18 protein-coding genes are annotated in these 23,532 nt (G+C 67.6%); 8 read left to right on the forward strand and 10 right to left on the reverse strand.

The window, feature by feature from the left end; translation table 11 throughout:
* Nucleotides 1-52: 52 nt before the first annotated feature.
* Nucleotides 53-2,308: a murein biosynthesis integral membrane protein MurJ gene (gene murJ / locus OIC96_RS24340; protein WP_330305801.1), complete on the reverse strand. Its 2,256-nt coding sequence runs from the start codon at nt 2,306-2,308 to the stop codon at nt 53-55.
* A 46-nt stretch (nt 2,309-2,354) separates the two neighbouring features.
* Nucleotides 2,355-4,772 carry a DUF6049 family protein gene (locus OIC96_RS24345; protein ID WP_330305800.1) on the reverse strand — a complete coding sequence of 806 codons (2,418 nt, stop codon included), beginning with the start codon at nt 4,770-4,772 and terminating at the stop codon, nt 2,355-2,357.
* A 222-nt stretch (nt 4,773-4,994) separates the two neighbouring features.
* Here OIC96_RS24345 and OIC96_RS24350 point away from each other — a divergent pair, with 222 nt between their 5' ends.
* The gene (locus OIC96_RS24350; RefSeq protein WP_330305799.1) at nt 4,995-6,461 is read left to right on the forward strand and encodes a CCA tRNA nucleotidyltransferase; all 1,467 of its coding nucleotides are present in this window, start codon (nt 4,995-4,997) and stop codon (nt 6,459-6,461) included.
* A 106-nt stretch (nt 6,462-6,567) separates the two neighbouring features.
* On the opposite strand, the gene OIC96_RS24355 is transcribed toward OIC96_RS24350, so the two are convergent.
* From OIC96_RS24355 to OIC96_RS24370, 4 genes are all read right to left on the reverse strand, one after another.
* The gene (locus OIC96_RS24355) at nt 6,568-7,080 is read right to left on the reverse strand and encodes an LppU/SCO3897 family protein (protein WP_330305798.1); all 513 of its coding nucleotides are present in this window, start codon (nt 7,078-7,080) and stop codon (nt 6,568-6,570) included.
* Nucleotides 7,081-7,200: 120 nt separating this feature from the next.
* Nucleotides 7,201-8,469 carry an MFS transporter gene (locus OIC96_RS24360; RefSeq protein WP_330305797.1) on the reverse strand — a complete coding sequence of 423 codons (1,269 nt, stop codon included), beginning with the start codon at nt 8,467-8,469 and terminating at the stop codon, nt 7,201-7,203.
* Nucleotides 8,470-8,570: 101 nt separating this feature from the next.
* A complete protein-coding gene (locus OIC96_RS24365) occupies nt 8,571-9,653 on the reverse strand; it encodes an inositol-3-phosphate synthase (protein ID WP_330305796.1) in 1,083 nt (360 codons plus the stop codon).
* A gap of 43 nt (nt 9,654-9,696) precedes the next feature.
* Entirely contained in the window at nt 9,697-10,380 is a 684-nt protein-coding gene (locus OIC96_RS24370) for a PadR family transcriptional regulator (RefSeq protein WP_330305795.1), read from the reverse strand.
* Between the two features lie 374 nt (nt 10,381-10,754).
* Here OIC96_RS24370 and OIC96_RS24375 point away from each other — a divergent pair, with 374 nt between their 5' ends.
* Together OIC96_RS24375 and OIC96_RS24380 are read left to right on the forward strand one after the other, a co-directional pair.
* Complete coding sequence (locus tag OIC96_RS24375; RefSeq protein ID WP_330305794.1) at nt 10,755-13,472, forward strand: transglycosylase domain-containing protein; 2,718 nt, start codon at nt 10,755-10,757, stop codon at nt 13,470-13,472.
* A 118-nt stretch (nt 13,473-13,590) separates the two neighbouring features.
* Nucleotides 13,591-15,096: a glycosyltransferase family 87 protein gene (locus tag OIC96_RS24380; RefSeq protein ID WP_330305793.1), complete on the forward strand. Its 1,506-nt coding sequence runs from the start codon at nt 13,591-13,593 to the stop codon at nt 15,094-15,096.
* 92 nt (nt 15,097-15,188) lie between these two features.
* Here OIC96_RS24380 and OIC96_RS24385 read toward each other — a convergent pair whose 3' ends face one another.
* The 3 genes from OIC96_RS24385 to OIC96_RS24395 all read right to left on the reverse strand — a co-directional run bounded on the left by OIC96_RS24385 (nt 15,189) and on the right by OIC96_RS24395 (nt 17,969).
* Nucleotides 15,189-16,220 carry an alanine racemase gene (locus OIC96_RS24385; protein ID WP_327430065.1) on the reverse strand — a complete coding sequence of 344 codons (1,032 nt, stop codon included), beginning with the start codon at nt 16,218-16,220 and terminating at the stop codon, nt 15,189-15,191.
* Between the two features lie 152 nt (nt 16,221-16,372).
* Nucleotides 16,373-17,494 carry a peptidoglycan bridge formation glycyltransferase FemX gene (gene femX, locus OIC96_RS24390; protein WP_327430064.1) on the reverse strand — a complete coding sequence of 374 codons (1,122 nt, stop codon included), beginning with the start codon at nt 17,492-17,494 and terminating at the stop codon, nt 16,373-16,375.
* Between the two features lie 163 nt (nt 17,495-17,657).
* Nucleotides 17,658-17,969, reverse strand: a complete 312-nt coding sequence (locus OIC96_RS24395; RefSeq protein WP_330305792.1) for a hypothetical protein — start codon at nt 17,967-17,969, stop codon at nt 17,658-17,660.
* 288 nt (nt 17,970-18,257) lie between these two features.
* On the opposite strand from OIC96_RS24395, the gene rpsF reads away from it, so the two are divergent.
* The 4 genes from rpsF to rplI all read left to right on the forward strand — a co-directional run bounded on the left by rpsF (nt 18,258) and on the right by rplI (nt 19,982).
* Complete coding sequence (gene rpsF / locus OIC96_RS24400; RefSeq protein ID WP_005482942.1) at nt 18,258-18,548, forward strand: 30S ribosomal protein S6; 291 nt, start codon at nt 18,258-18,260, stop codon at nt 18,546-18,548.
* 75 nt (nt 18,549-18,623) lie between these two features.
* On the forward strand, nt 18,624-19,223 hold the full coding sequence (locus tag OIC96_RS24405) for a single-stranded DNA-binding protein (protein WP_330305791.1): 600 nt from the start codon (nt 18,624-18,626) through the stop codon (nt 19,221-19,223).
* A 57-nt stretch (nt 19,224-19,280) separates the two neighbouring features.
* A complete protein-coding gene (gene rpsR / locus OIC96_RS24410) occupies nt 19,281-19,517 on the forward strand; it encodes a 30S ribosomal protein S18 (protein ID WP_003949403.1) in 237 nt (78 codons plus the stop codon).
* 18 nt (nt 19,518-19,535) lie between these two features.
* A complete protein-coding gene (gene rplI, locus OIC96_RS24415) occupies nt 19,536-19,982 on the forward strand; it encodes a 50S ribosomal protein L9 (RefSeq protein ID WP_189187153.1) in 447 nt (148 codons plus the stop codon).
* 233 nt (nt 19,983-20,215) lie between these two features.
* Here the strand turns inward: rplI and OIC96_RS24420 are convergent, their stop codons facing one another.
* Nucleotides 20,216-21,562, reverse strand: a complete 1,347-nt coding sequence (locus OIC96_RS24420) for an MATE family efflux transporter (RefSeq protein WP_406501796.1) — start codon at nt 21,560-21,562, stop codon at nt 20,216-20,218.
* A 450-nt stretch (nt 21,563-22,012) separates the two neighbouring features.
* On the opposite strand from OIC96_RS24420, the gene dnaB reads away from it, so the two are divergent.
* Nucleotides 22,013-23,488 carry a replicative DNA helicase gene (gene dnaB, locus OIC96_RS24425; protein WP_330305789.1) on the forward strand — a complete coding sequence of 492 codons (1,476 nt, stop codon included), beginning with the start codon at nt 22,013-22,015 and terminating at the stop codon, nt 23,486-23,488.
* Nucleotides 23,489-23,532 lie beyond the last annotated feature (44 nt).

Genomic DNA, 23,532 nt, shown 5'->3' on the forward strand with positions numbered 1-23,532 from the left:
GCGCTATGCACGACACACGGCGACGGACGATGGTTGTGCGCGTACCCCCGCCTCAGCGCCCTAGGCGCCCGCGGACCATTCCGACCATTGAGTTGAGTTCTTCGATGCGCATCTTCCGGGCTGCGATGTAGAAGACGCCGAGCAGGGCGATCGATCCGGTGAGGAGCGCCGCGATCGATCCGAGAGCCCCGTGCCCGAGGGCTCGGGTGATGGCGAAGCCGACCGCGCCGCCTGCCAGGGCGCCCGGGATGGACGCCAGGCAGAGACGGGCATAGGTACGCAGCACGCGGGCGCCGTCGAGGTCGCCGCCCAGCCGCCTGCGCAGCCGCTGCCAGGCCACTCCGACGCCCACGGCGTATGCCAGACCGTACGCGCCCGCCATACCGACGACCGCCCATTGAGAGGGCAGCACCACGTAGCAGACGGCCGAGGCGGCCGCGTTGACGGCGGCCACGATGACCGTGTTGTAGAAGGGGGTGCGGGTGTCCTCGTAGGCGTAGAAGCCACGCAGGACCACGTACTGCACCGAGAACGGGATCAGGCCGAGGCCGAAGGCCATGAGCACGTAGCCCATGGACTGGGCGGCCTCGACGCTGCTGGAGCCGAAGAGCAGGGTGCACATGGGGATGCCCAGGGCGACGAACATGAAGGCGACCGGGACGATCGCCACCGCCGAGGTGCGCAGCCCCTGGGAGATGTCGTCGCGGACCGCACCCGGGTCGCCGTCGTGGGCGGCCCGGGAGATCCGCGGGAGCATGGCCGCCATGACGGAGACCGTGATGATCGCCTGCGGCATGCCCCAGATCAACTGGGCGTTGGAGTAGGCCAGGATGCCCGCGCCGCTCCTGCCCGAGGCCTTGCCCGCCGCGGTGGCCAGCTGCGTGACGACGAGGACACCCGCCTGGTTGGCGAGGACGAAGAGCACGGTCCACTTGGCGAGCTTGACGGCCTTGCCGAGGCCGTGGCCCTTCCAGTCGAAGCGCGGGCGGAACCGGAACCCGGTCTCGCGCAGATACGGGATCATCGCCAGGGCCTGAACGACCAGACCGAGCAGGGTACCGATGCCCAGCAGGCGGATGCCGTCCGGCGGGATGTTGTTCACCGTCATGCCGGAGTCCCCGGCGGTCCCGTACACCCAGAGGAACATCCCGAAGGTGAAGATCATGACGATGTTGTTGAGGACCGGAGTCCACATCATCGCGCCGAACTTCCCGCGGGCGTTGAGGATCTGGCCCATCACCACGTGGACGCCCATGAAGAAGATCGTGGGCAGGCAGTAGCGGGCGAAGGAGACGGCGACGTTGTTCGATGCCGGGTCGCTCGCGATTGAGTCCGACATCAGCTGGATCAGCAGCGGCGCGATGAAGACAGCGGCGGTGACGATCACGCCGAGGGCGACCATGACGAGCGTCAGCAGGCGGTTGGCGTAGGCCTCGCCGCCGTCCTCGTCGTCCTTCATGGAGCGCACCAGCTGGGGCACGAAGACCGAGTTGAGTCCGCCGCCGACGGTGAGGATGTAGATCATCGTCGGCAGTGTGTACGCCACGGTCCAGGCGTCACCGAGTGTCGCGGCGCCGAGAGCGGCCGTGATGACCATGGTGCGTACGAAGCCCGTGAGGCGGGACACCAGCGTGCCCGCCGCCATCACCGCGCTCGACTTCAGCAGACCCGACGCGCGTCCGCCCGACTTCGTCGCGGCAGCTGCGGGTGCGGGTGCGGGCGCCGAGGGCTGTGCGGGGGCCGGAGCCGGTTCAGGTGCCGGCGACGGTACTGCGTGCTGGCCGACGGGGGGACGGCCGCCGCCCTGCTGCTGGTCGCGGAAGAGATGGGCGAAGGCGTCGGGCTCGTGGCGCTCCTCGCCGGCCTGGGTGACCAGGTCGTCGACGCCCACGAACTGGGTGGTGCGCGCGTCCTCGCCGTACGGAAGGTGCCGCGTCGGGCCGGCCGGTTCCGGAGGGGGCGTCTGGGCCCACACACGCGGGTCGGGGGCGTACTGCGGCGTGGGCGGCTGGGCGTAGAGCGGCTGCTGCGGGTAGTACGCGCCGGGGGGCGGCGGAGGGTGCGCGGCACGGTCGTAGAGCGCCTCGGCCACCGGGTCCTGGGCGGAGAGGTCCTGCGCCCGGTAGGGATCCTGGTCGTAGGCGTCCTGGAAGTACATGTCCGCGGCGGGACCGGCCGGCATCTGGCCGTGCTCCGGCGCTTGGCCCTCGGGGTAGCCGGCGTGGCCCGCGTCCTGGTCCGGGTAGCCCTCGGGGTAGCCCGAGCCGCCCGCGCCCTGGCCGCGGTCACCGTCGTACGGCGCGTTCATGGTTACCCCACCTCATCGTCCCCGGGCCCACCGGCCACGACATCGCTCAACGGTCCACTCTCTCACCCGTGCCGGACGGGTCGGTGCTTTCCGGTGCGGTGTCCGGTGTCGGGTCACTCGGGTGCTCCGGGTCGTCTGCCCCGGGCTCCGCGCCGGACTCCCCTTCGGGACCGTTCTCGGAGCCTTCGGTGTTCTCAGTGTCTACGGTGCCGTCCGCGTCCTTGTTCACGCCCTCGGCCTCGGGACCGTCCTCCGGCTCTTCCTCGGCCTGTCGGGCGGCGGCGCGCTTGCGCTGCGTGTACATCCGGAAGCCGGCGAGCACGAGCAGCAGGACGCCACCGCCGATGACCAGCATGACCGTCGGGGTGATCTCGGTGACCTTCACCTCGAACGTGACCTCGGGACCGTATGCCTGGCCGTCCTCCGTGTACAGCTGGGCGACGACCTTGACCGGACCGTTGGCCTCGGCCGAGGTGGTGAACTTCACCGACTGGCTGTGCTCGCCCGCGACCTGGATCGGCTGTTCCTGGTAGGGGCCGTCGCCGATCTTGAGTCGGGTGGGCTGGCGCGAGGTGAGGCGCAGCACCAGATGGTCGACGCCCTGTACGAGGTTGTTCTGCACGGTCACGGGGATCGTGGCGCTGCGCCCGGACAGTTTCGCGTCGGACTTGTCGATCAGCCGGACCAGGCCGGTGAGGCCGTTGAGATACGACTCCACGCCCTTGCGGAAGGTCTCCGCCTCGGAGGCGCGGCCCCGCCAGGACGTGGACATCCCGCGGTCTATGGCCCGACCGAACGGGGTGACCACCCGAGCCTTGTCGGTGAGGATCACCTGGAAGTTGTCGAGCTTGTTCTGCGTGGCCTGGATCTGCTCGAATGCGGATCGCGGCAGCTCCTGCTTGCGCAGCGAGGACGGGTACGAGGCCGCGGAGGGCACCTTTGTGGTGGCGCCCGTGTCCGGCTTGGCCTTGGCGGCCGCGGCGAGGCCCTGGGACTCCGACCAGTTCCCGTCCTGGAGGGCCTTGAGCGCCTGCGCCATCGTCTGGGCCTGGCTCGCGGACGGCATCCGCTGCGGGGCGACCACGATGCTGCGCTGCTCCTCCGACTCCTGCAGGTTGATCATCAGGCTCTGGGCGAGGAATTCCTGCACGGCGAGCGTGGAGTTGTCGGCCTTCGTCATGTCGCCCTGGAACGCGGTCGACAGCCGGGCGTCCGCGACCACCGCCGTCGTTCCGCCGCCGATGGGGCGGGCCGCGCTCGGTGTGTAGGGCAGACCGCCCGTCTCGCGCAGGCTGTCGCTGCGGGCGATCACCTTGTCGGCGCCGGCCGAGGTGGCCACCTTGACGATCGACGGGTCGACGGCGCCGTCAGCGGGCCAGGCGAACTCTGTGCTCGGCTTCACATGAAGGATCGTCTCCACCGTGCTGGAGGCCACATCGGTGGCGTCCTTGAGGTGGCTCAGGGAACCGGTGACGTCCTTGCCGTTGTGGGCCAGCGATGCCAGATCGGGGTCGGCGAAGGGGAGGGCGACGACCTTCTTGTCCTGGACGGTCTTCTCCAGCTTGTCGAGCCAGGCCTTGGCGACCGCCTGGTTCTTGCCCGCCGTGGTGGTGCCGTTCTCGCCCTGGATCCGGTAGCTGTCCCTCATCGCGTCGACGGACGCCAGCAGGTCCGGGTCGAGCACCCAGGTGACGTCGAGGTCGCTGCCCAGCGACAGGAGCTGGTCCAGGCGGCCGCCAGGGGAGATCTCCTTGGCCAGGTCGTCGTTCTTGAAGACGGGCGTCTGTGCCTCGTCCGAGCCGGTCTCCGCCGTGAGGTGGACCGTGGAGATGAGCGGCCAGAGGTAGGTCGTCTTCGTCTTCGTGCCCGCCTCGTCGGGCTGCCAGGGCAGGAACGTCCGCTGGATGCCGAGCACCTGGTCCCACTGCTGGGCGGCCGTACGGCCCGTGAGTGAGACAGCGAGCTGGTAGACCCCGTCGGAGCCGAGGTTCAGCTCCTTGACGGGCACCGAGATGCTGAAGTGCTGCGAGACGCCCGCGGCGAGCTTGGAGAACTTCACGACGTACTTGCCGCCGACCTCGAAGGGGTCGAGGCCCAGCTGGAACCCGGTGCGCTTCGCGGCGGTGTCGATGGCGGAGCGAGTGTTCAGGGACGGTCCCACGCGCAGACCCACATGGGCATCCGTGACGGCCTGCTTGCCGTTGTTGGTGACCGAGCCGGAGACGGTCAGGGTGTCGCCGTCCGTGGGGGCGCTGGGGCTGAGCGAGTCGAGGGAGACGTCAACCGTGCTGGACCCGGTGGCTTCGGCCACGGAGGTCTTCTCCGCGGCGGCCGCGGACGTGCTGATGGGCAGCTGGAGCAGCCCGGCCAGCAGGGGTACCCCGGCCAGCAGTGCTCCGCTGCGCCGGAGCCACCGGCGGGCAGGTGAGGGACTCATCCCCTGGAAGTCTGCCGCCTCGGCCACGCGCTCGCCCGTCCCTCGTCGTCGTCAGTGGTCGTCGGAATGTGCGTCCACGCATGGTAACGATGTGCGCGGAGGGTAAGTGCCGCGGAGTACATCACAAGATCGGCGGACCGGGCCGACTGCCCTGTATGTGCGCGTATTGATGCCCCCAGAAATTGGGGCTGCCTGTGCACGTTTTATGGAGGAGCCCGCGGGTGCCTCGGCCACGTACCCTTTTCTGTTGTGCCGAACGCCAACGAAGACAACCCCAGTGCCCTGAGTCAGGTGCAGCGCCGCGCGGTGAGTGAACTGCTGCGGGTGTCGCCTGTCGCCGACGACCTCGCCCGCCGTTTCCAGGAGGCCGGGTTCTCGCTCGCCCTGGTCGGCGGCTCGGTCCGGGACGCGCTCCTTGGCCGGCTCGGCAATGACCTGGACTTCACGACCGACGCCCGCCCCGAGGACGTACTGAAGATCGTGCGGCCCTGGGCGGACGCCGTCTGGGAGGTCGGGATCGCCTTCGGCACGGTGGGCGCGCAGAAGGACGCCCGCGTGGACGACGTACAGCAGTCGTTCCAGATCGAGGTCACGACGTACCGCTCCGAGGCGTACGACCGGACCTCGCGCAAGCCTGAGGTGTCCTACGGCGACTCCATCGAGCAAGATCTCGTGCGCCGGGACTTCACGGTGAACGCGATGGCCGTCGCGCTGCCGGAGAAAGAGTTCATCGACCCGTACGGCGGCCTCGGCGACCTGTCCGCTCGTATTCTGCGGACGCCGGGCACCCCTGAGGAGTCGTTCTCCGACGATCCGCTGCGGATGATGCGTGCCGCCCGGTTCGCCGCGCAGCTCGACTTCGAGGTGGCCCCCGAGGTCATCGCCGCGATGACGGACATGGCCGGGCGCATCGAGATCGTTTCGGCCGAGCGGGTCCGGGACGAGCTGAACAAGCTGATCCTGTCCACGCACCCGCGCGAGGGCCTGACGCTGCTCGTCGACACCGGGCTGGCCGACCATGTGCTGCCGGAGCTTCCCGCGCTCCGACTGGAGCGTGACGAGCACCACCGGCACAAGGACGTCTACGACCACACGCTGATCGTCCTGGAGCAGGCGATGGCGCTGGAGGAGGACGGTCCCGACCTGACCCTCCGGCTTGCCGCGCTGTTGCACGACATCGGCAAGCCGCGGACGCGTCGCTTCGAGAAGGACGGGCGGGTCTCCTTCCACCACCACGAGGTGGTGGGCGCGAAGATGACCAAGAAGCGGATGACGGCGCTCAAGTACTCCAATGATCTTGTGAAGGACGTCTCGCGCCTTGTCGAGCTTCATCTGCGCTTCCACGGGTACGGCACCGGCGAGTGGACGGACTCCGCGGTCCGTCGCTACGTACGTGACGCGGGCCCGCTCCTCGACCGCCTCCACAAGCTGACCCGCTCCGACTGCACCACGCGCAACAAGCGCAGGGCGACCGCACTCTCCCGCGCGTACGACGGCCTGGAGGAGCGCATCGACCAGCTCAAGGAGCAGGAAGAGCTCGACGCGATCCGCCCCGACCTCGACGGCAACCAGATTATGGAGATCCTGGGAATCAGCCCCGGTCCGGCGATCGGCCAGGCGTACAAGTTCCTGCTGGAGCTGCGTCTGGAGAACGGGCCGATGGAGCACGATGCTGCGGTAGCGGCGCTCAAGGAGTGGTGGGCCGAGCAGAGCTGAGGCTCATGGAACGGGGTCATGTTTCACGTGAAACATGACCCCGGGTGACGCGAAGGGGCGGTGTTTCACGTGAAACACCGCCCCTTCGCACATCCAGCTGTGCGGGTTACTTGTTGTCCCCCAGGCAGAGCGTGAAGGACTCGCCCGTCTCTTCCCAGGTCAGCGTCGCCGTCGTGCCCGTGACGCTCTGGCAGGTCAGCGAAGGCAGCGACGCGCCGTCAGCCTTCTTGAGGACCTTGTGCGTGGCCTTCGAGTTGCTGCAGTCGACCTGGACGACGTCGGGGTCGTTCGAGGTCCCCTTGTTGTACAGGCAGTCGCCCACGGCCAGCTTCTTGGCGTCCTCGCCGTCCTTGTTGAGCAACCAGCCGCCCACGATGATGCTGAGGCCCGCGATGGCCACGACTATGCGCAGGTACTGCCTGATGCTGCGCTTCGGGCGCTGCGGCGGGACCGGGGCGTACGGGGCGCCCTGCTGGGGGAAGCCGGGCTGGCCGGGCTGCTGGGGGTAGCCGGGCTGCTGCGGGTAACCCTGCGGCGGCTGCTGGCCGTACGGGGCCTGACCCTGGGGCGGCTGGCCCTGGGCGAACGGGTTCTGGCCCTGGGGCGGCGGAGTGGTCACTTAGGGGTCCCCCTAGAACGTAGGCGCGTGACGCGGAGACGCGAATAAGACGCACGTAAGCTATCGGGACCCTGTGACAACGCAGTAGTCAGGAGGGGCTCTGTGGCACTGATGTGACACTTACTGCAGTTCAAAGCGGGCCATAGCGAGAGTAATTGCCGCGTAGAGCGCTGCCACGGTGACGACGAGGGAAACCGAGCGTCCGTCAGAAGGCAGTATCAGAGCGGCTACTGCGGCCGCGCCGACGAACGCGACGTTGAACAGGACGTCGTAAACGGAGAAGATCCGGCCGCGGAAGCCGTCGTCGACCGAGGACTGGATGATCGTGTCCGTGGCGATCTTCGCGCCCTGTGTGGTCAGCCCCAGGACGAACGCGGCGACCAGCATGGGGGCAGCGGCGAACGGCAGGCCCAGCGCGGGCTCCAGGATCGCGGCGGCGCCCGCGCACGCGACGATCCACCCGCCGGGCCCCAGCCTGCCCACCGCCCAGGGCGTCACCACGGCCGCCACGAAGAAGCCGGCCCCGGAGACACCGACGGCCAGCCCCAGCAGCGCGAGTCCGTTGTCCGAACCCGATTCGGGCGCCCAGGCGTAGCGGCAGAGCATCAGCACCATGACGGTCAGAGCGCCGTAGCAGAAGCGCATGAGCGTCATCGCCAGCAGCGCCCAGACCGCCTCCCGCCGTGCGGGCTCGGCCAGATGACGTACGCCCGCCGCCAGGCCGCGTGCGGTGCCGACGAGCGCCTTGGCCAGATGCGGCTGCGTCGACTGCTGGTCGGGGCCGAGCAGTTCCGGGGCGATGCGCAGGGAGGCGAGCGCCGCGCAGAGGTACAGGGCCGCCCCGACGAGGACGACCGCCGCGTCGGAGTCCGAGGCGACCAGCCGTACGACGAACGCGAGACCTCCGCCCAGGGTCGCGGCGAGTGTTCCGGCGGTCGGCGACAGGGAGTTGGCCATCACCAGGCGGTCCGAGTCGACGACCCTGGGCAGCGCGGCCGAAAGGCCGGCCAGGACGAAGCGATTGACCGCGGTGACGCACAGCGCGGAGGCGTAGAAGAGCCAGTCGGGCACGTGGCTCAGCATCAGGACAGCCGTCACACACGCCAGCGCGGTCCGCAGCAGGTTGCCGTACAGGAAAACCTGGCGGCGCCGCCAGCGGTCCAGCAGGACACCGGCGAAGGGGCCGATGAGGGAGTACGGGAGCAGCAGCACCGCCATCGCGGAGGCGATCGAGGCCGCCGAGGTCTGCTTCTCCGGTGAGAAGACGACGTAGGTGGCGAGCGCGACCTGGTAGACCCCGTCGGCGCCCTGGGACAGCAGCCGTATGCCGAGCAGGCGCCTGAAGCCCTGGAAGCGCAGGAGGACGCGCAGGTCACGCACGACAGCCATGGGGCACAGCCTCACATACGAGGAGGGTCCCCGGGCGGAATGCCCGGGGACCCTCAACGACGTTCACAGAGATGTGCTTTGACGCACGGCTCCCTGTCTCGTCAGCGCTCGACCTCGCCCTTGATGAACTTCTCGACGTTCTCGAAGGCCTCGTCGTCGAAGTACTGGACCGGCGGGGACTTCATGAAGTACGAGGACGCGGAGAGGATCGGGCCGCCGATGCCGCGGTCCTTGGCGATCTTCGCGGCGCGCACGGCGTCGATGATGACACCCGCGGAGTTCGGGGAGTCCCACACCTCGAGCTTGTACTCGAGGTTCAGCGGGACGTCGCCGAAGGCGCGGCCCTCGAGGCGGACGTACGCCCACTTGCGGTCGTCGAGCCACTGCACGTAGTCCGACGGGCCGATGTGGACGTTCTTCTCGCCCAGGTCGCGGTCCGGGATCTGCGAGGTGACGGCCTGCGTCTTCGAGATCTTCTTGGACTCGAGGCGGTCGCGCTCCAGCATGTTCTTGAAGTCCATGTTGCCGCCGACGTTGAGCTGCATGGTGCGCTCAAGACGGACACCGCGGTCCTCGAACAGCTTCGCCATCACACGGTGCGTGATGGTCGCGCCGACCTGCGACTTGATGTCGTCACCGACGATCGGGACACCGGCCTCGGTGAACTTGTCCGCCCACTCCTTGGTGCCGGCGATGAAGACCGGGAGGGCGTTGACGAAGGCGACCTTGGCGTCGATGGCGCACTGGGCGTAGAACTTCGCCGCGTCCTCGGAACCGACGGGCAGGTAGCAGACGAGGACGTCGACCTGCTTGTCCTTGAGGATCTGGACGACGTCGACCGGGGCGTCGGCGGACTCCTCGATGGTCATGCGGTAGTACTTGCCGAGACCGTCGAGGGTGTGACCGCGCTGGACCGTGACGCCCTTGTTCGGGACGTCGCAGATCTTGATGGTGTTGTTCTCGCTGGCGCCGATGGCGTCCGAGAGGTCGAGGCCGACCTTCTTGGCGTCGACGTCGAAGGCGGCGACGAACTCGACGTCACCGACGTGGTAGTCGCCGAACTGGACGTGCATCAGACCGGGCACCTTGGCCGCCGGGTCGGCGTCCTTGTAGTACTCGACGCCCTGCACCAGCGAGGCGGCGCAGTTGCCCACGCCGACGATGGCTACGCGAACCGAACCCATTCCGATTGCTCCCTGTATGTACGTAGTGAAACCCCAACGGGTCTCACCTGGTGGTGTCGTCGGACGGATCCGGCCGGGTGCTGTCCCGGTGCCGGGGCAGGCCGCCCGTCTCTCCAGATGTGTTGTCCTGCTGAGCGGAGCCTTCGGAGACGGAACCCTTGACGTCCCGTCCCGCTCGCTCGCTCTCGATGAGCTCGTTCAGCCAGCGCACTTCGCGCTCCACGGACTCCATTCCGTGGCGCTGGAGCTCAAGCGTGTAGTCGTCGAGGCGCTCCCGGGTGCGCGCCAGAGAGGCGCGCATCTTCTCCAGGCGCTCCTCGAGCCGGCTGCGGCGGCCCTCCAGTACGCGCATGCGTACGTCGCGTGACGTCTGTCCGAAGAACGCGAAGCGGGCGGCGAAGTGCTCGTCCTCGTACGCGTCGGGACCCGTCTGCGAGAGCAGCTCCTCGAAGTGCTCTTTGCCTTCCGCCGTCAACCGGTAGACGATCTTGGCGCGACGCCCTGCGAGTGGAGCTGCGAGGGCGTCCTCGGGTGTGGAACCCGATTCCTCGATCAACCAGCCGTTGGCGACCAGAGTCTTGAGGCAGGGGTAGAGCGTCCCGTAGCTGAAGGCACGGAACACACCCAGTGACGTATTGAGTCGTTTGCGCAGCTCATAGCCATGCATCGGGGACTCGCGGAGCAGGCCGAGTACGGCGAACTCGAGGATCCCGGAACGCCGGCTCATCGTCGCCTCCTCCCTGTCGCTGCCTCGTCGGCACGGTCTTTATGCCGCGCTGATGTATCGACTCGATACATCAGCACGATAGAACGGTCATGCGGATGCGACAAGTGGGGTCACGGTGAACGGCGTCACATCACCGATTCATACGAAGCAAGTTGCCTGATTTGGGGTGAACTTCGGAGCTAGGTGGGTTTTGACGGTGCGTAGTCTGTGCGGCATGCACACCACCGGGAACCAAGTGACGCCTGGGGGCGTCATCGTCCTTGGTGCAGTACGGGTGAATGCGCAAACGACCGCATCCGTACTTCGGGGGGACCGGAAACCAGCCGCCGTTTCCAGGCGCGCACGGGTGCGCCTGCCCGAGGAGTAATCGTTCGATGAGCGAGCACCGTCGCAAAACGCCGCAGCCACAGGGCGGCGGACGTGCCGCGGCCCGACGCGGCCAGCCCGGCCCGTCCGAAGGCCGCCGCGCGGCACCGCGTGGCGCCACCGAGTCTCCTTCCGACTCCTATGGCTCGGGGGGTGAGGAGCGCCCGTACGGTGGCCGTGCCGAGGCCCGACGGGCGGCGCAGAGAGGCAGCAGTAGTAATAGTGGCGGCGGCCGGCGCAGATCGGCCGACGGCGCGGGACGCGGCGGCCCCGGAGGCGGTGGCGGCCGGCGTGGCGGCCCCGCGGGTCCGAACGGGCCCGGGCGTGGCCGAGGCCGTTCCGGGCCGCCCGCCAAGAAGCGGATCATCGACTATCCGCGCGCGGGCAAGTACGGCGTGGGGCGCTGGGTCCCGTCCTGGAAGCTGGTGACGGGGCTGTTCATCGGCTTCTGCGGCAGCCTGGTCGCTGTGGCCGGTATCGCGTACGCGATGGTCTCCGTCCCGAAGGTCGCCGACACCGCCACGGCGCAGAACAACGTCTACTACTGGGCCGACGGCAGCGAGATGGTCGCCACCGGTGGTGAGACCAACCGCCAGATCATCAACTACGACCAGATCCCCGAAGCGATGCGGTATGCCGTCATCTCGCAGGAGAACAAGACCTTCGAGACCGACAGCGGCATCGACCCGAAGGGCATCGCCCGCGCTTTCTACAACATGGCCAAGGGTGGTCAGACGCAGGGTGGCTCGACCATCACCCAGCAGTACGTGAAGAACGCGATGCTGGACGACCAGTCGCAGACGATCTCGCGGAAGTTCAAGGAGCTCTTCGTAGCGATAAAGGTCGGCGCCACGGTCAAGAAGGAAGACATCATGGCCGGCTACCTGAACTCCGCGTACTTCGGTCGCGGGGCCTACGGTATCCAGGCGGGCGCGCGCGCGTACTTCAACAAGGACGCCATCAAGCTGAACCCGAGCGAGTGCGCCTTCCTGGCGGCGATGCTCAAGGGCGCCACGTACTACGACCCGGCGGGTGCGACGGAGGTCGACCCGGTCGGCGCGACACCCGATGCCAACAAGAAGCGGGCCAAGGCCCAGTGGGCGGACACCCTCACCAAGGAGGTCGAGTACGGCCACCTGAGCGCCGCGAAGCGGGCCACGTACAAGGACCTCCCCAAGTGGCAGAACCCGCGGTCGAACACTCAGCTCAGCGGCCAGATCGGCTATCTCGTCGATCTCGCCAAGGGCTACATCATCAACAACACCAAGATCACCGCGAGCCAGCTTCAGCAGGGCGGCTACTCGATCCACACGACCTTCGACAAGAAGAAGGTCGACGCGCTCACGAAGGCCGTGGACAAGGTCCGCAAGGCGAACATCAAGCCCAAGCTGCGCCCGAAGACGGACAAGTACGTTCAGTTCGGCGGGGCGTCCGTCAACCCGGAAACCGGCGCGATCGAGGCCATATACGGCGGTGAGGACGCGACCAAGCACTTCACCAACAACGCCGACCAGACCGGCGCCCAGGTGGGTTCGACGTTCAAGCCCTTCGTGCTGGCCGCCGCCATGTCGTGGGGTGTCAGGAACCCCGACGGTGATCCGGTCCAGGCGCAGGACGAGCGCACCATCGTGTCCCCGAAGAGCCTGTACAGCGGTAAGAACAAGCTCAAGATCAAGGACTACGACGGGACTATCTGGACGGACAAGAACGGCAACGAGTGGCGGCAGAAGAACGACGGCCAGCAGTCGTACAACCCGCCCAGCTACAAGATCGACCTGCGTGAGGCGATGCGAGAGTCCGTGAACTCCGCATATGTCCAGTTGGGTATGGATGTCGGCCTGGACAAGGTCAAGGCGGCTGTCATGGACGCCGGCATCCTGGAGTCGAGCCTTGCCAGCGCCAACTATCCGTCCTTCTCCCTGGGAACGTCCTCACCGAGCGCGATCCGTATGGCCGGTGCATACGCCACGTTCGCGGCCAGCGGCAAGCAGAACAACCCGTACTCGGTCCAGGAGATCACCAGCAAGGACGGCACGGTCTTCCGCCACAGCGAAGTCGCCAAGACCAAGCAGGCGTTCACCGCGGAGGTCGCCGACAACGTCACCGACGTCCTGAAGACCGTGGTCGAGAAGGGAACCGGTACCAACGCCCAGCTGACCGGTCGTGAAGTGGCTGGTAAGACCGGTACCACCGACGGCAACAAGTCCGCCTGGTTCGTCGGGTACACCCCTCAGCTGTCGACGGCGATCGGCATGTACCGCATGGACGACGACGAGACCAGCAAGAATCGCGAGTTCCTGCAGATGTACGGCACCGGCGGCGAGAAGACGATTCACGGTGCCTCGTTCCCGTCCCAGATCTGGCGCGACTACATGGAGCAGGCGCTCAAGGGTGAGAAGGCGGTGGACTTCCCGACGCCCACGGACATCGGCAAGGTCCTCAATGACACCCCGAGCCCGAGCGCGACCCCCTCGCCCACCGCGAGCGCGACGGAGAGTGCGACGCCGACTCCGACGCCCAGTGAGTCCGTGACGTCTCCTTCGCCCTCGACGAGCGAGACCTGCGGAAACTTCGGCTGGAGCTGTAGCGACACGGGCGGCACCAGCACGGGTGGCACGAGCACCGGCAGTACGGACGGAGGAGTGACCGCCACCCCAACGGAAACCACCACCAGCACCACCAGAGGCAACGGCAATGGTGGAATCTTCGGAGGATCGAGCGGATAGCCGTCTCCGTGTGTGTTTCACGTGAAACACACCGTTTCACGTGAAACGAGGGCCGCCGCACCGACCAGGTGCGGCGGCCCTCGGCGTATTCCTAGGCGCGTACGGCAGGATGTGCGGCATGCCCAGTGCAGAGACGACGCGAGCGAGCGTGCGCGAGCCAGAGCTGGTACGGCCGACCAGGGAGGACGAGGTCGCCGCGAGCGGCAGTGAGCTGATCGGCGGCCCCATCGGGCGACGGGCCTTGCTCGGGACGTCCTGGTGGACGCCTGTGCGGGTTGTCGCGCTCATCGCGATCGGGATGTTCGCCCTGGGCATGGTGCAGAAGCTGCCCTGCTACGACAGTGCCTGGTTCTTCGGCGCCAGCTCGCAGTACACGCACGCGTGCTACTCGGACATCCCGCACCTCTACCAGGGGCGCGGCTTCGCCGACGGTCTTGTGCCGTACTTCGACAAGATCCCCGGCGACATGGACTACCTCGAGTACCCGGTGCTGACCGGTGTGTTCATGGAGGTCGCGGCCTGGCTCACCCCGGGTAGCGGGAGCATCCAGGTCCAGGAGCAGACCTACTGGATGGTCAACGCCGGGATGCTGATGGTGTGCGCGGCGGTCATCGCCGTATGCACCGCGCGCACCCACCGTCGACGCCCCTGGGACGGCCTCCTGGTCGCCCTCGCGCCCGCGTTCGCGCTCACGGCCACCATCAACTGGGATCTCCTCGCTGTGGCCCTGCTGGCCGCCGCGATGCTCATGTGGTCGCGGGGGCGCGCTCTGGCGTTCGGCGTGCTGATCGGCCTCGCCACGGCCGCCAAGTTCTACCCGTTCCTGGTGATGGGACCGCTCTTCCTGCTGTGCTGGCGGGCCGGTAAGTGGCGCGAGTTCGGGACAGCGCTGCTCGGCGCCGTCGGGGCCTGGCTCGCTGTGAACCTTCCGGTGATGTACCTGGCGCCGGAAGGGTGGGCGAAGTTCTACAGCTTCAGCCACGACCGCGGGGTGGACTTCGGGTCGGTCTTCCTGTTCATCTCGAACTGGCTGAAGATCGCGATCACCGCGGACACCGCGAACACGTGGGCGCTGATCATGATGCTGCTCCTCTGTGCGGGCCTGACCGCCCTCACGCTCACCGCCCCGCGCCGCCCCCGCTTCGCCCAGCTCGCCTTCCTGATCGTCGCGGCCTTCATCCTCACCAACAAGGTCTACTCGCCCCAGTACGTGCTGTGGCTGGTCCCCCTCGCCGCGCTGGCCCGGCCGCGCTGGCGGGACTTCCTGATCTGGCAGGCGTGCGAGGTCGCGTACTTCCTGGGGATCTGGATGTACCTCGCGTACACGACCAGTGGGGACGCTCACAAGGGACTGCCGACCGACGGGTACCAAGTCGCCATCGCCGTCCACCTGTTGGGGACGCTGTACCTGTGCGCCGTAGTCGTACGCGACATCTTCATGCCGGAGCGCGACATGGTGCGCCGAGCTGGTGACGACGACCCGTCGGGCGGTGTCCTGGATGGTGCGGAGGACGTCTTCGTACTCGGTGCCGCGGCCCATCCACCGCGGCACGCGGCGCACTTCGACGGGCCGCAGGTGGAGTGGGGCAGCCGGAGTGGGGCAGCCGGAGACCGTTCGCCCTGAGCGAACAGGGCGTAGGGAAGCCACGCAAAAGGCCGTACACGGTGTCCGTGTACGGCCTTTCGGCTGTCTCCGAGCGGGTCGAACCCAGAGGGTCAGCGTTCGACGATGCGGTCGAACTGTGTGGTGGTGTGCCGAAGGTGGGCCACCAGCTCGTCGCCGACCTTCGGCTCCGTGGCGTCCGAGGGCACGAAGAGGATCGAGACCTGCATGTGCGGGGGCTCCGCGAACCAGCGCTGCTTGCCCGCCCACACGAACGGCGAAAGGTTCCGGTTGACCGTCGCGAGGCCGGCACGGGCGACGCCCTTGGCGCGCGGCATGACGCCGTGCAGCGCCTTCGGGGCCTCCAGACCCACTCCGTGCGACGTACCGCCCGCCACGACGACGAGCCAGCCGTCCGAGGCCACCTTCTGCTGCCGGTAGCCGAAGCGGTCGCCCTTGGACACACGGGTGACGTCCAGGACGGCCCCGCGGTACTCGGTCGCCTCGTGGTCCCCCAGCCACAGCCGCGTGCCGATACGCGCACGGAAGTGGGTCTGCGGGAACTGCTGCTGCAGCCGCGCGAGTTCCGCGGCCTTGAGGTGGCTGACGAACATCGTGTGCAGCGGCAGGCGGGCCGCGCGAAGGCGGTCCATCCAGCCGATGACCTCCTCGACGGCGTCCGAGCCGTCGGTGCGGTCCAGCGGCAGGTGGATCGCGAAGCCCTCCAGCCGGACGTTCTCTATGGCGGAGTGCAGATGCGGCAGGTCCTGCTCGCTGACACCGTGCCGCTTCATCGAGGACATCACCTCGATGACGACACGGGCGCCCACGAGGCCGTACACGCCGTCGATGGACGACACCGAGCGGATGACACGGTCGGGCAGCGGTACGGGCTCCTCGCCCCGCCTGAACGGCGTCAGGACCAGCAGATCGCCGCCGAACCAGTCCTTGATCCGGGCGGCCTCGTACGTGGTGCCGACGGCGAGGACGTCGGAGCCGAGGCGGGTGGCCTCGTCCGCGAGCCGTTCGTGGCCGAAGCCGTAGCCGTTGCCCTTGCAGACGGGGACAAGACCCGGGAACTGCTCGGACACCTGCTTGTGGTGTGCCCGCCAGCGCGCGGTGTCGACGTAGAGCGTGAGCGCCATGGCCGGTCCCGGAACCTTTCTCGTGGCTGCGGTGTATCAGAGGTATGAAAGGAAATTGTGGCGGATCCGCGGGGCCGACGTGGCGATGCCGGGCCGGATCAATGGCTCAGCATGCGGTGTGGGATGCGGTGGGGGGTTGTTTTCGGTCTGGTTCAGCGGCGCGACATGTAGATGTCGAGCGCCTTGTGGAGCAGCTTGTTCAGCGGGAAGTCCCACTCGCCGAGGTACTCGGCGGCCTGCCCGCCCGTGCCCACCTTGAACTGGATCAGTCCGAAGAGGTGGTCGGTCTCGTCCAGCGAGTCGGAGATGCCGCGCAGGTCATAGACCGTCGCACCCAGGGCGTACGAGTCGCGCAGCATGCGCCACTGCATCGCGTTCGAGGGTCGGAACTCACGTCCGATGTTGTCCGATGCGCCGTACGAGTACCAGACGTGCCCGCCGACGACCAGCATCGTCGCGGCGGACAGGTTCACGCCGCCCCGCCGGGCGAAGTAGAGCCGCATCCGGTTGGGGTCCTCGGTGTTGAGGGCCGTCCACATGCGCTGGAAGTACGACAGCGGGCGGGGCCGGAAGTGGTCGCGGATCGCGGTGATCTCGTACAGCCGCTGCCACTCCTCCAGGTCCTGGTAGCCGCCCTGGACGACCTCGACGCCCTCCTTCTCGGCCTTCTTGATGTTGCGGCGCCACAGCTGGTTGAAGTTCTTGTGGACCTCTTCCAGGGAGCGGTTGGCCAGCGGCACCTGGAAGACGTAGCGGGGCTGGACGTCGCCGAAGCCGGCGCCGCCGTCCTCGCCCTGCTGCCAGCCCATGCGGCGCAGCTTGTCGGCCACCTCGAAGGCGCGCGGCTCGATGAAGTCCGCCTCGATGTCGCGCAGGCGCTTCACGTCCGGGTTCTGGATGCCGCCCTTGATGGACGCGGCCTCCCAGCGCCGGATGATCACCGGAGGGCCCATCTTCACGGAGAAGGCGCCCTGCTGCTTGAGGTGCGCGAGCATCGGCTGCAGCCAGTCGTCGAGGTTCGGCGCGTACCAGTTGATGACCGGACCCTCGGGCAGATAAGCGAGATAGCGCTTGATCTTGGGCAGCTGGCGGTACAGCACCAGGCCCGCGCCGACCATCTCGCCGGTCCTGTCGTCGAACCAGCCGAGGTTCTCGGAGCGCCACTCCGCCTTGACATCTGCCCAGGCCGGGACCTGCATGTGACTCGCCGAGGGCAGACTCTGGATGTATGCCAGATGCTGCTCTCGACTGATGGTCCTCAGGGTCAGGCTCATTCGGGGCGCTCCTCGGGCTGGTGTGTCCCCATGGGTACAGGGGCTCCGGCTCTCGCGCCGAAGCCTACTGCGCCCTGCGAGCGCCCCGTCTGGCCGTATGGAACCTGGACCCCGGGGATGGAGCGTGAAGCGTCCCAGGGTCAGGGGAAAACGGACGTTCGACTCAGAACACACCGCCGAAGAGGCCGCCGTGGGCCAGGCCGAGGTAGAAACCGACGGCCGAGAAGCCGAGCCCCAGAATCAGCCCGAAGCGCTCTCGTGTCGTCTCGGAGATGAACTGCCCGTAGGCGCCGGTGAGGATCCCGACGAGGCCGGCCCAGGAACTGAGCAGATGCAGACTGTCGAACATCGACGAGACGAAGGCCGTGATCCCGCACACCAGGGTCACCACGAGCAAGGTGTCCTGGAGCGGATGCGGCTTGCCGTCCGTGGCGAAGAGTGAGCCGGTGGTGTTGGGTCGCAATACCTGTGCCATAGGGCACCTCCTGCGGAAGGCGGCGCATCGTAGCGCCATACACACCCGATGTGTACAGATTGACGGTCAACCCGGTCGGATTTCAACCGGAAGCCGGTGTGCAGGTACTCTGTACCCTCTGCACCGGTGTCTGCCCAGGCTCAAAGCCAGGTCACGACAGGGATTGCCGCTCGGTTCACCGATCGGGGAGCCCGATTGTCAGTGGCGGCCGATACCGTTGCGTACGCATCACAACCCTCCTGCCACGGAACGACCGTGGCCGTTGAGTCCAAAGGAGGTGGGTTCCACATGCGTCACTACGAGGTGATGGTCATCCTCGACCCCGATCTGGAGGAGCGCGCTGTCGCCCCCCTGATCGAGAACTTCCTCTCCGTCGTCCGTGAGGGCAACGGAAAGGTCGAGAAGGTCGACACCTGGGGCCGTCGTCGTCTCTCGTACGAGATCAAGAAGAAGCCCGAGGGCATCTACTCGGTCATCGACCTGCAGGCCGAGCCTGCGGTCGTCAAGGAGCTCGACCGCCAGATGAACCTGAACGAGTCGGTCCTCCGGACCAAGGTCCTCCGTCCCGAGACCCACTGAGCTCCGCTCAGCTGATCTCGGGCATCGAGTAGCAGCACTAAGCAGCCAGCAGCAAACCCGCCGAGAGGTTCCCCCATGGCAGGCGAGACCGTCATCACGGTCGTCGGCAATCTTGTCGACGACCCCGAGCTGCGCTTCACCCCTTCCGGTGCGGCGGTCGCGAAGTTCCGTGTCGCGTCCACCCCCCGCACCTTCGACCGTCAGACCAATGAGTGGAAGGACGGCGAGAGCCTGTTCCTGACCTGCTCGGTCTGGCGTCAGGCGGCGGAGAACGTCGCCGAATCGCTTCAGCGAGGCATGCGCGTCATCGTGCAGGGCCGGCTGAAGCAGCGGTCCTACGAGGACCGTGAGGGCGTCAAGCGCACGGTCTACGAGCTGGACGTCGAGGAAGTCGGCGCCAGCCTGAAGAGCGCCACGGCCAAGGTCACCAAGACCACCGGTCGAGGTGGCCAGGGCGGCCAGGGCGGTTACGGCGGCGGTGGCGGCGGCCAGCAGGGCGGCGGCTGGGGCGGAGGCTCCGGCGGCGGTCAGCAGCAGGGTGGCGGCGCTCCCGCCGAAGACCCCTGGGCGACCAGCGCTCCTGCCGGTGGCAACCAAGGCGGCGGCGGTGGCGGCGGCTGGGGTGGAAACTCCGGCGGCTCCGGCGGCGGCTACTCGGACGAGCCCCCCTTCTAGGCCCCCGGGCCGAGGGTGGGCCGTACCCCCACTTCTTGATCACACAGGAGAAACACCATGGCGAAGCCGCCTGTGCGCAAGCCTAAGAAGAAGGTCTGCGCTTTCTGCAAGGACAAGGTCACGTACGTGGACTACAAGGACACGAACATGCTGCGGAAGTTCATTTCCGACCGCGGCAAGATCCGTGCCCGCCGCGTGACCGGCAACTGCACGCAGCACCAGCGTGACGTCGCCACGGCCGTGAAGAACAGCCGTGAGATGGCGCTGCTGCCCTACACCTCCACCGCGCGATAAGGGAAGGGTGACCGAAACATGAAGATCATCCTCACCCACGAGGTCTCCGGCCTCGGTGCCGCGGGCGACGTCGTTGACGTCAAGGACGGTTACGCTCGCAACTACCTGATCCCGCGGAACTTTGCGATCCGCTGGACCAAGGGCGGCGAGAAGGACGTCGAGCAGATTCGTCGTGCTCGCAAGATCCACGAGATCGCGACCATCGAGCAGGCCAACGAGATCAAGGCCCGCCTCGAGGGCGTGAAGGTCCGTCTGGCCGTTCGCTCCGGCGACGCCGGTCGTCTCTTCGGCTCCGTCACCCCGGCTGACATCGCCTCGGCGATCAAGGCTTCCGGTGGCCCCGAGGTCGACAAGCGCCGCATCGAGCTGGGCGCGCCCATCAAGACCCTGGGCGCCCACGAGACGTCCGTGCGTCTGCACCCCGAGGTTGCCGCCAAGGTCAACATCGAGGTTGTCGCTGCCTGAGTGCAGCGCTCGGCATAGCTGAGAGAAGGGCCGCACCCCACGGGGTGCGGCCCTTCTGCGTGCCGCTAGTGTGCGGCTGCCTTTCCTGCGGATGCCAGTACTCGGGGGCGGAGGCGACAGCGGTGCGTCGTTTCACGTGAAACCCTGGTCTCTGGTCTCTGGTGCCGCGTGCCGCGTGCCGCGTGCCGCGTGCCGCGTGCCGCGTGCCGCGGCACGCGTTTCACGTGAAACGGTCAGCGCGTCGCGCCCGTGACGATCCAGCGCCCCGAGCGAGAACGCAGCCACAGGGTCAGCATCCGTATCGCCATCATCAGCGTCATTGCTCCCCAGAGTGCGGTGAGCCCGCCGCCGAGTGCGGGGACGAGCAGCGCGACGGGAGCGAAGACCGCCAGGGTGAGCAGCATGGCCCACGCCAGGTAGGGGCCGTCCCCCGCGCCCATCAGGACTCCGTCCAGCACGAAGACGATGCCGCAGATCGGCTGGGAGACGGCCACCATCAGCAGGGCGGGCAGCGCAGCGTCTTGCACGGTCGAATCGCTGCTGAACAGCGGAAGGAAGAGGGGGCGAGCGGTCATGACCAGGAAACCGAGTACGACCCCGGTGGCGATGCCCCACTGCACCATGCGGCGGCATGCCTCGCGGGCGCCTCGGGCGTCGCCGGCACCGAGATAGCGCCCGATGATGGCCTGTCCTGCTATGGCGATCGCGTCGAGCGCGAAGGCGAGCAGGCTCCACAGGGACAGGATGATCTGGTGCGCCGCCATCTCGGCGTCCCCGAGCCGGGCGGCGACCGCCGTGGCGATCATGAGAATCGCTCGCAGCGACAGGGTGCGTACGAGCAGGGGTGCGCCGGCCTGGGCGCAGGCCCGTATCCCGGCGGCATCCGGCCGCAAGGAGGCACTGTGCTTCCGGGCCCCGCGGATGACGACGTACAGATAGACGGCGGCCATGCCGAACTGGGCGATGACGGTGCCCCAGGCGGATCCTGCGATGCCCAGACCCGCACCGTAGACGAGGCCCACGTTGAGCGCGGCGTTGGCCACGAAGCCCCCGACGGCGACATACAGCGGGGTCTTTGTGTCCTGCAGTCCGCGCAGGACACCGGTGGCGGCGAGCACGACGAGCATGGCCGGGATGCCGAGCGCCGAGATCCGCAGATAGGTGGTCGCATACGGTGCGGCGGTGTCAGAGGCGCCGAAGAGTTCCATCAGGGCAGGTGCCGTGGGCAGGAGGACGGCTATGACGGTCGCGCCGATCAGCAGGGCGAGCCAGATGCCGTCCATGCCCTGACGGATCGCGGCCCGCAGATCACCCGCGCCGACACGGCGGGCGACGGCGGCCGTGGTGGCGTAGGCGAGGAAGACGAAGACACCGACGGCCGTCATGAGGAGGGCCGAGGCGACGCCCAGGCCCGCCAGTTGTGCGGTGCCGAGATGGCCGACGATGGCGCTGTCGGCCATGACGAAGAGGGGCTCGGCGACGAGTGCGCCGAAGGCCGGAACGGCCAGCGCGACGATCTCTCGGTCGTGCCGGCGACGAGCGGTCCTTGACGCCGCGGGAGCCTGTGTCATGAGCACCAATCTAATCTTCCACAGGTAAGAGATGCAATGTAAAAAGACCCCTTACTTACTGTCTCGTGGGCCGCGTCGTGGTGCACCGTTTGAAGCGATCTTGGTCCGACCGGGAAAGTTTTTCTTCTGCACAGCCGGTGGACGGGAAAGGTGCAGGTCAGGGCGGGTTGCTCGAAGGGGCTGAGGGCTTGTTCACAAGGCTGTCCACCGGGTCGTGCACAGGTTTTGTGGGGTTCTCCACAGCATCCGGGCCGTCGTCCACATGGCCTGTGGATAACCAGATTGGCTGACGGTGCCCGCGGGCCTACCGTGGTGCGGCGCCCGCTCTCTCCTCCGTCCTCGGAAACCTGGCAAAACCGACGCGTCAGAACCGGAGTTGGGCAACTCAGTTGTCAGTGCCGTGCCGTAGAAATGAGAGGCACGGTTAGGTCCGCTCGGCGGACGGGAGGAGGTGGCTCGGTGAGTATTTCCGAGCCCTTGGACGACCCCTGGGCCGACAGCGGTCCCAGTGATCGTCTGCCCGCTTCCCGCCAACGCGGCAACGGAGGCCGCGGCCGTGACGAGCAGCACGACCGCGACCGGGACAGCGGCTCGTGGGAGGGCGGAGGTTCGTCCTTCGAGCGTGTGCCGCCCCAGGACCTGGACGCCGAGCAGTCCGTCCTCGGCGGCATGCTTCTGTCCAAGGACGCCATCGCCGATGTTGTCGAGGTCCTCAAGGGTCACGACTTCTACCGGCCGGCGCACGAGACCATCTACGGCGCGATCCTCGACCTGTATGCGAAGGGCGAGCCGGCCGACCCCATCACGGTCGCCGCCGAGCTCACCAAACGCGGTGAGATCACCAAGGTCGGCGGCGCACCGTATCTCCACACCCTGGTGCAGACGGTCCCGACCGCGGCGAACGCCGAGTACTACGCGGAGATCGTGCACGAGCGGGCGGTCCTGCGCCGCCTGGTCGAGGCGGGTACGCGCATCACACAGATGGGATACGCGGCCGACGGCGACGTCGACGAGATCGTCAACAGCGCCCAGGCGGAGATCTACGCGGTCACCGAGCAGCGCACCACCGAGGACTATCTGCCGCTCGGCGACATCATGGAGGGCGCGCTCGACGAGATCGAGGCGATCGGTTCGCGGTCGGGGGAGATGACCGGTGTGCCAACCGGCTTCACCGACCTCGACTCGCTCACCAACGGTCTGCACCCGGGCCAGATGATCATCATCGCGGCACGTCCCGCCATGGGTAAGTCGACGCTGGCCCTGGACTTCGCCCGGGCCTGCTCGATCAAGCACAACATGCCCAGCGTGATCTTCTCGCTCGAAATGGGCCGCAACGAGATCGCGATGCGACTGCTGTCGGCCGAAGCGCGCGTGGCCCTGCACCACATGAGGTCCGGCACGATGACCGACGAGGACTGGACCCGGCTCGCGCGCCGTATGCCCGACGTCTCGGCCGCCCCGCTCTACATCGACGACTCCCCGAACCTGTCGATGATGGAGATCCGCGCCAAGTGCCGTCGCCTCAAGCAGCGCGCCGACCTGAAGCTCGTCGTCATCGACTATCTCCAGCTGATGCAGTCGGGCGGCAAGCGCTCCGAGAGCCGCCAGCAGGAAGTCTCCGACATGTCGCGAAACCTGAAGCTGCTGGCCAAGGAGCTGGAGCTGCCGGTGATCGCGCTGTCGCAGCTCAACCGTGGTCCCGAGCAGCGCACGGACAAGAAGCCCATGGTCTCCGACCTGCGTGAATCCGGATCGATCGAGCAGGACGCGGACATGGTGATCCTGCTGCACCGCGAGGACGCGTACGAGAAGGAGTCACCGCGCGCGGGCGAGGCGGACATCATCGTCGGCAAGCACCGTAACGGCCCGACGGCCACGATCACGGTGGCCTTCCAGGGCCACTACTCGCGCTTCGTGGACATGGCGCAGACCTGATGCCACACCCCTCGGAGTATCGCGGCGCCGGAGAAATGCACTCG

This window comes from Streptomyces sp. NBC_00775, from assembly GCF_036347135.1.
Taxonomy (GTDB): Bacteria; Actinomycetota; Actinomycetes; order Streptomycetales; family Streptomycetaceae; genus Streptomyces; species Streptomyces lutosisoli.

Excerpts from the sequence above, each read along its gene's own strand:
- murJ (WP_330305801.1), bottom strand. The coding sequence starts at position 2,308 with ATGAACGCGCCGTACGACGGTGACCGCGGCCAGGGCGCGGGCGGCTCG.
- OIC96_RS24360 (WP_330305797.1), bottom strand. The coding sequence starts at position 8,469 with ATGGCTGTCGTGCGTGACCTGCGCGTCCTCCTGCGCTTCCAGGGCTTC.
- OIC96_RS24365 (WP_330305796.1), bottom strand. The coding sequence starts at position 9,653 with ATGGGTTCGGTTCGCGTAGCCATCGTCGGCGTGGGCAACTGCGCCGCC.
- OIC96_RS24370 (WP_330305795.1), bottom strand. The coding sequence starts at position 10,380 with ATGAGCCGGCGTTCCGGGATCCTCGAGTTCGCCGTACTCGGCCTGCTC.
- OIC96_RS24375 (WP_330305794.1), top strand. The coding sequence starts at position 10,755 with ATGAGCGAGCACCGTCGCAAAACGCCGCAGCCACAGGGCGGCGGACGT.
- OIC96_RS24380 (WP_330305793.1), top strand. The coding sequence starts at position 13,591 with ATGCCCAGTGCAGAGACGACGCGAGCGAGCGTGCGCGAGCCAGAGCTG.
- OIC96_RS24385 (WP_327430065.1), bottom strand. The coding sequence starts at position 16,220 with ATGGCGCTCACGCTCTACGTCGACACCGCGCGCTGGCGGGCACACCAC.
- femX (WP_327430064.1), bottom strand. The coding sequence starts at position 17,494 with ATGAGCCTGACCCTGAGGACCATCAGTCGAGAGCAGCATCTGGCATAC.
- OIC96_RS24395 (WP_330305792.1), bottom strand. The coding sequence starts at position 17,969 with ATGGCACAGGTATTGCGACCCAACACCACCGGCTCACTCTTCGCCACG.
- rpsF (WP_005482942.1), top strand. The coding sequence starts at position 18,258 with ATGCGTCACTACGAGGTGATGGTCATCCTCGACCCCGATCTGGAGGAG.
- OIC96_RS24405 (WP_330305791.1), top strand. The coding sequence starts at position 18,624 with ATGGCAGGCGAGACCGTCATCACGGTCGTCGGCAATCTTGTCGACGAC.
- rpsR (WP_003949403.1), top strand. The coding sequence starts at position 19,281 with ATGGCGAAGCCGCCTGTGCGCAAGCCTAAGAAGAAGGTCTGCGCTTTC.
- rplI (WP_189187153.1), top strand. The coding sequence starts at position 19,536 with ATGAAGATCATCCTCACCCACGAGGTCTCCGGCCTCGGTGCCGCGGGC.